This window comes from Thermodesulfobacteriota bacterium (assembly GCA_036482575.1).
Lineage (GTDB): Bacteria > Desulfobacterota > GWC2-55-46 > GWC2-55-46 > JAUVFY01 > JAZGJJ01.
The window spans coordinates 1-7108 of the sequence record JAZGJJ010000014.1; the positions used below are offsets into that span (position 1 = coordinate 1).

Below are 7108 nucleotides of genomic sequence, written 5' to 3' on the forward strand. Positions count from 1 at the left end.
AAGAGGACGGGATCGTCGTCCGCGGCGGGTCGGGTGAAGAGTTCGTCGCGCTATACGACTCCAAGAAGCAGAGGCCCCGGGTGTCTAAAGCGGCTCCCGTAAGAAAAAGAACTCCGGCACCTCCGCCCGCAACGGAGGGGACGCGCAGGCCGCCCCTGCAGCCGCCCTTCAGGGGACAACAGGGCGCGGTCCCGGCGCTCGAGGACATGCCCGGTGGAGGCGACATTCCGCCGGACCTGGGGCCATAGTGATTTTGTTTATTTCAACGGATAAGGGTTAGGGGGGAAGCAGAATGTTTTTTTACAACCGGCCATTTTATTTACTACACTACTTGCTCAAGGAGGGGGGCCTATGAACCCGGTCTTTTTTAGGATGAGGTTGTTTATATTGCTGGCCGCATGCGGGGTTATGCTCCTGCCCCTTACGGCCATCGCCCAACCCGGCCCGCCGCCCGGTCCGCCAGGGGGCACCGCCGGAGAGGTTTGGTCGACCGACATCCAGGACGTGGTGCTGAACTTCGACAACGCGGACATATACGAGGTGATAACCTCCATAGGCGACATCCTCGACATAGACTATATTATAGCCCCGGGCGTAAGCGGCAAGGTAAACATCCGTACCAGGGGGGAGGTATCCAGGGAGGACCTCCTTGAAATCTTCGAGGCTATCCTGAAGGTCTCCGGGGCGGTCATGACGAGGGAGGGCGACCTGTACCACATCGGCCCCATGGCCGGGGTGCCGCATAAGCTGCTCATGCCCAGGCCGGACCGGGAAGGGGAGATAACCGTCCCCAGGGACGATATTATATTCCAGATCGTAAGGCTGAACCACGTTCCGGTAGCCGAGATAACCAACGTCATAAGGCCGTTTGTCGCACCGGCCGCGGTGCTCATCCCCTACGAGAGGATGAATACCTTCTTCCTCGTCGACTTCGCCGGCAACGTGGAGAGGATCCTGAAGCTGGTCGAGCTCTTTGACGTCAGCATGTTCAAGAGGGTCAACATCAAGCTGTACCAGATAAACGAGGCGAACGTCGAGGACGTGTCCAAAGAGCTGGAGGGGCTCTTCTCGGCCGTGAACGTCTCCACGAAGTCCACAAAAGGGGTGGGCATAAACTTCATCCCCATCGTAAGGCTCAACTCTCTCCTTGTCATTACATCCCTGCCCGAGGCCCTGCCGGAGGTGGACAGGTGGGTCCGCCAGCTCGACCACGAGGGGACCGAAGAGAAGATAAACACCTATATATACCACGTAAAGAACGGTATAGCCGAAGAGCTGACAGAGATCATGGTCTCGGTATTCAGCGAAGGCGACGATAGCAAGAAGACTTCCGCCAAGGCGGCGAAGACCCCGGCGCCGAAACAGGCAAGTGCGGCCCCGCCCAGAGCCGGGCAGCCGCTGCCCGGCTTTACGGTCGGGAAGGTGGAGTTCGTACCCTACGCCACGACCAACACGATAATAATCAAGTCCACCGCCAGGGACTATAAGCTTATCAAGCGGATAATGATGGAGCTCGACATCATCCCCAGGCAGGTGTTGATAGAGGTGTTCGTCGCGGAGGTTACTCTCTCGGACAGCACGAAGTTCGGCATCGAGTTCGCCCTGAGGGGCGGTGAGACGTCGGCCGGGGAGGTCAAGCGGATGGTGGGTACGTCCTTCGGGCTTCCGGCGGCGGGCACCCTCGGCGGCGGGCTTACGGCCTCCTTGCTAACCGGCGACCTGACGGCCGTGCTTAACGCGATCGCGACCGAAAACGACGTGAACATACTGGCCGCCCCGCGTATACTCGCCAGGGACGGAAAGGAAGCGAGCATAGACATAGGCGAGGAGGTGCCGCTTGTGGCCACCAGGACGCTCGTGGAGGACAACAGGACCGAGGTCTCCATCGAGAGAAGGGACACCGGGACCATACTCAAGGTAACCCCGCACATCAACACCACGGGGCTTGTAACTCTCGACATCTCGCTTGAGCTCAGTAACGCCATCGCCAAGTCGCTGGAAGGCCAGGAGGATATCAGCGTCTTCCAGCGCAGGGCCGTCACCAGCATGGTGGTACAGGACGGGGAGACCGTCATCATCGGCGGGCTTATAAACGAGCAGGACGACATGGACGTAAAGAAGGTCCCGATCCTCGGCGACATATTCCTCATAAAGCACCTGTTCAGGAGTTGGACCAGGAGCAGCAAAAAGACCGAACTTCTCCTGCTCATCACCCCCAGGGTGATGCGCAACACGATGGATGCGCATGACATAACCAGGGAGTTCATCGATAAGCTCGAAGGCATTAAAGAGAAGTTCAAGGACCGGGAGGAGATATCAGAGCAGTGAAGGAGTACGATATCGCATATTCGGAGTTTCCGGAGGAGCCCTTTATCTGCGAGCGGCTCTCGAACAAGTTCCTGAAGCATAAGCTCTTCTTCCCCCTGCGTCTCGACGACCATGTCCTCGTCGTCGCGGCCTCGGACCCCGAAGACGACGACTCGCTCGACGCGATGGGGCTTGCCACCGGCTTCGAGATAAAGGCGCTTAAGGCCCGCGACGAGGATATAATGAAGGCCATAGAGCGGCACTACAGGGCGGGGGAGGCCGAGGTCGATACTATCATAGGGGATATAGAGCCCAAGGACCTCACGGCCGGGGTGGACAGCGACGACGTGGACCACTTAAGGGACATGGCCTTCGAGGCCCCGGTGGTAAGGCTCGTGAACCACATCATAAACAGGGCGGTCGAGTCCCGTGCCAGCGACATACACATCGAGCCCTTCGAGAAGAGCCTCAGGGTACGCTACAGGATAGACGACATCCTACACGACGTCGAGGAGATACCGGTCGGGCTCCAGGCGGTGGTGGTCTCGAGGGTCAAGATACTCGCCAACCTCAATATCGCCGAGAGGCGCCTGCCGCAGGACGGAAAGATAAAGGTAAGGGTCGGCGGCAAGGACATCGACTTGAGGGTCGCCACCATGCCCACCATCCACGGCGAGGGGGTGGTGATAAGGATACTGGACCGGAGCGGCCTTGTCCTTGACCTGGCGGAGCTGGGGCTCGGCGGCGAGCGCAAGGCCGCGTTCGAGCAGATGATAGGCAGGCCCTACGGCATGATACTCGTTACCGGCCCTACCGGAAGCGGGAAGACGACCACCCTCTACGCCACGCTCGACAAGCTGAACACCACGGACAAAAAGATCATAACCATAGAAGACCCGGTGGAGTACCAGCTCCACGGCATCACCCAGATACAGGTAAAGCCCCAGATAGGGCTTACCTTCGCCAACGGGCTCCGGAACATCGTCAGGCAGGACCCGAACATAATACTCGTGGGCGAGATAAGGGACAGGGAGACGGCCGAGATAGCCGTCCACGCCGCCCTTACCGGCCACCTGGTCTTCAGCACCCTGCACACCAACGACGCCTCGTCAGCCATAGCGCGGCTTCTCGAGATGGGCCTCGATGACTACCTGCTCGCCTCGACGCTCATCGGGGTCGTCGCGCAGAGGCTCATGAGGAAGATATGCAAAGAGTGCAAAAGGGTCGTCACGCCGGACGAGGTGCAGCTTAAGGAGCTTAAGGAGATAGCCGGGGACGTCGAGGGCATAAAGATATATGAAGGAGTTGGCTGTAAGGAGTGCGTCTCGACCGGCTACTGGGGCCGTACCGCCGCCTTCGAGATACTCCGGATAGACGAGGATATCCGCTCCCTCATACTGAAGAGCCCCGAGGCGAGCTCCGTAAGGGCCGCGGCCGTCAGAAAGGGCATGAAGACACTGAAGCAAGACGGTCTGAGGCTCGTAAGGGAGGGGTCCACGACCATCGAGGAGGTCTTAAGGGTCGCCCAGGAGGCCTGGGACTGAGGGGCTAAAAGTGCCTTTTTCGAAATCGTTTTTGTTTTTAATACAAACGGGTGATAACTGTCACGCTTTAAAAATCCCCACTTTTGGGGGATAGACGGGTATGGGGGGTTGTGATATAAATATTGAGCGTCAAGCGTCAGAGGAGCAGCATTTTTACTTAAGAAAGGGAGGCAATACTTATGAGAAAGGCGCATGTAGCATTACTTCTGGCAATAGTTCTTATCCTGCCGGCCGTCGTGGCCTCGGCAGAGGAGCCGCTGAGCGTTACGCATACGCTTAACGGCCAGACCGAGGGTACGGACACCGTGACCCTCGACATCACTCTCCACGTGGAAAATCTGGGAGATAGCCCGTACCAGGGGCTCAGGTTCTCGTACGTGCCTCTATCGCTCATAGCGGTGGAGGAAGTCATTGTCAACGTCGGGGACGTGGCCGCGGGGCAGAGCGCGGATGTGAGTTTCAGCATAGTGACTCTGAGCCCCTTTTTAGAGGAGATGCTTACAGGGTCTCCGCTCCCCTGGGTGGGGGAGTACACCTCGCTTGACGGCACGGGAACTATCATAGACTTCCCCGCTACAAGCCACGCTGCTGGAGGTGTGCTATGAAGAGATACGCGAGCCATCTGATATTTGCGCTATTGACCGTCGTATTCGCCCTTGCCGCGCCCGGAGCCCCAAGCGCGGCAACCGGGGATTACCTCTTTACCATAGGCGAGAAGAATCCGATGGCCTCTCCGACCGACGTTGCCTTTGACTCGGTCGGCAACGCCTATGTCCTGGAGAAGTATACCTATTCGGTAAAGAAGATCGACCCCTCGGGGAACGTACTGATCAAGTGGGGTAGCCGGGGCTCGGGCGACGGGCAGTTCCAATATCCCATTGGAATAGCGGTCGACTCGACAAGCGGCAACGTATATGTGGTAGACCCCTACAACAACAGGGTCCAGAAGTTCGACTCTTCCGGGGTCTTTCTTGGAAAGTGGGGTGGCTGGGGCACGGGCGACGGGCAGCTCCGTTATCCCTGGGGCATAGCCGTCGACTCCGGCGGCAACGTATATGTGGCGGACTACTATAACAGCAGGGTACAGAAGTTTAACTCCTCCGGGACCTTCATAACCAAGTGGGGCAGCCGGGGTTACGGCGACGGGCAGTTCAGCAATCCCATGGGCATAGCCGTCGACTCCGGCGACAACGTATATGTAATAGACTACAGCAGGGTCCAGAAGTTCAACTCCTCCGGGGGCTACATTACACAGTGGGGCAGATACGGCACGGGCAACGGACAGTTCCGTCATCACAGGGGCATAGCCGTTGACTCAAGCGGCAACGTCTATGTGGCGGACACCGAGAACCACAGGGTCCAGAAGTTCGACTCCTCCGGGGGCTACATTACACAGTGGGGCAGCTACGCCTCGGGCAACGGGCAGTTCCGTCATCCCTGGGGCATAGCCGTTGACGCGACAACCGGCAACGTATATGTGGCGGACACTGGTAACAGCCGGGTCCAGAAGTTCGACTCCTCCGGGGGCTACCTTGCAAAGTGGGGTGGCTGGGGCACCGGCGATGGAGAGTTCAGCTATCTATGGGACTCGGCCACGGACTCAAGCGGCAACGTATATGTGGCGGACACCTATAACCACAGGGTTCAGAAGTTCGATTCCTCCGGGGGCTACATTACACAGTGGGGCAGCCGGGGCTCGGGCGACGGACAGTTCTGGAATCCCAAGGGAATAGCGGTTGACTTGACAACCGACAACGTATATGTGTCGGACACCAATAACAACAGGATCCAGAAGTTCGACTCCTCCGGGGGCTACATTACACAGTGGGGCAGCTACGGCTCGGGCAACGGACAGTTCATATATCCCCACGGCATAGCCGTTGACTCCGGCGGCAACGTATATGTGACGGAAGCGTCCTACTCTAACCACAGGGTACAAAAGTTCAACTCCTCCGGGGCCTTCATAATCAAATGGGGCATCCGGGGCTCGGGCAACGGGCAGTTCTACTATCCTATGGGCATAGCAGTTGACGCGACAACCGACAACGTATATGTGGCTGACACCTATAGGCACAGGGTACAGCTCTTCGACTCCTCCGGGGGCTATATTACACAGTGGGGCGGCTACGGCTCGGGCAACGGGGAGTTCATATATCCCCACGGCATAGCCGCTGACTCTGGCGGCAACGTATATGTGACGGACCGGAACCACAGGGTCCAGCTCTTCGACTCCTCCGGGGGCTACATTACACAGTGGGGTAGCCATGGCACGCTCAACGGGGAGTTCTGGGGTCCCTTGGGAGTACATGCGGACTCTAATGGAAAGGTATATGTGGCGGATAGCGGCATCCGTGTACAGGTATTTGAAGGGGTGGCGGTGGACACGGACGGCGACGGCGTCCTTGACGACGCTGACAACTGTCCGCTAACACCTAATGTTGACCAGGCCGATATGGACAATGACGGCATAGGGGACGTCTGCGACGACAGCGACGGCGACGGTTTTTTTGACAGCGTTGACGCCTGCCCCTATGAAGATTCCACCGGCTTTGACGTGGACGGCGACGGGTGCATAGACTCGATCAGCGGCATGGGCGAGACGGTCGATACGCTTCTTGCCAGCGGGGCCATTGACTCGACCATGGCCACGAGCATCCTGCAGAAGATAGCCAACGCCGAGGCGTCGGCTGACAAGGATAATATATGCGCGGCCGTTAACCAGCTTACGGCCTTCATAAACCAGGTCAACGCCCAGCGCGGCAATAAGATCTCCGACGAGGCGGCAGACGAGGTCATAGCCTACGCCGAGAGCGTTATTGCGTACTTGCTGAGCCAGCTCCCCGAAGGAGAGAGCTGCTGAGGGCATAAAGAAAAGGCGGGGGCTGTTGAAAAAGTTGTCATTGCGAGGAGCCCGCCCCCCGCTCTTTCTAAAGAAAGGGCGGGCGACGCGGCAATCTCTACCTCGTTGATTTATATGAAGACGAGATTGCTTCGGGACTAACGGTCAGCGGACCGTCGGTCCGCTGACCGTCCCTCGCAATGACAATGAGGTGGGTTTTTAAACAGCCCCACTGGGGCTGTATTCCCACCCCCACCCACCCCTCCCCCCGCTCACGATGGGCGCGGGGGGGGCAGAACAAGGTCAGGTTGGATCTGTTACGGCAGGATAAAGGTTTTTTGAGAAGGGTGGAGTGTCTATGAGTTCAGTTTCCACCCCCCGTAGGTTCGGTTTCGTTTTTATTGTCGTCTTCTTGTTT

5 protein-coding genes are annotated in these 7108 nt (G+C 58.2%); all 5 read left to right on the forward strand.

Features of this window, described 5'->3' with window-relative positions; all coding sequences use genetic code 11:
• The coding region (locus tag V3W31_00525) for a hypothetical protein (protein MEE9613423.1) at nt 1–248 on the forward strand (248 nt) is incomplete at its 5' end.
• Between the two features lie 103 nt (nt 249–351).
• Nucleotides 352–2328: a type II secretion system secretin GspD gene (gene gspD / locus V3W31_00530; protein ID MEE9613424.1), complete on the forward strand. Its 1977-nt coding sequence runs from the start codon at nt 352–354 to the stop codon at nt 2326–2328.
• Nucleotides 2325–3851, forward strand: coding sequence for a type II secretion system ATPase GspE (gene gspE, locus V3W31_00535; GenBank protein ID MEE9613425.1), 1527 nt, complete (start codon nt 2325–2327; stop codon nt 3849–3851). The genes gspD and gspE overlap by 4 nt, the downstream gene beginning before the upstream one ends.
• Nucleotides 3852–4030: 179 nt before the next feature.
• Entirely contained in the window at nt 4031–4456 is a 426-nt protein-coding gene (locus V3W31_00540; protein ID MEE9613426.1) for a hypothetical protein, read from the forward strand.
• Nucleotides 4453–6711 carry a 6-bladed beta-propeller gene (locus tag V3W31_00545; protein MEE9613427.1) on the forward strand — a complete coding sequence of 753 codons (2259 nt, stop codon included), beginning with the start codon at nt 4453–4455 and terminating at the stop codon, nt 6709–6711. The genes V3W31_00540 and V3W31_00545 overlap by 4 nt, the downstream gene beginning before the upstream one ends.
• Nucleotides 6712–7108: the final 397 nt, after the last annotated feature.

What these genes read in the sequence shown, in the direction of transcription:
- V3W31_00545 (MEE9613427.1), top strand. Translation starts at nt 4,453, where the DNA reads ATGAAGAGATACGCGAGCCATCTGATATTTGCGCTATTGACCGTCGTA.
- gspD (MEE9613424.1), top strand. Translation starts at nt 352, where the DNA reads ATGAACCCGGTCTTTTTTAGGATGAGGTTGTTTATATTGCTGGCCGCA.
- V3W31_00540 (MEE9613426.1), top strand. Translation starts at nt 4,031, where the DNA reads ATGAGAAAGGCGCATGTAGCATTACTTCTGGCAATAGTTCTTATCCTG.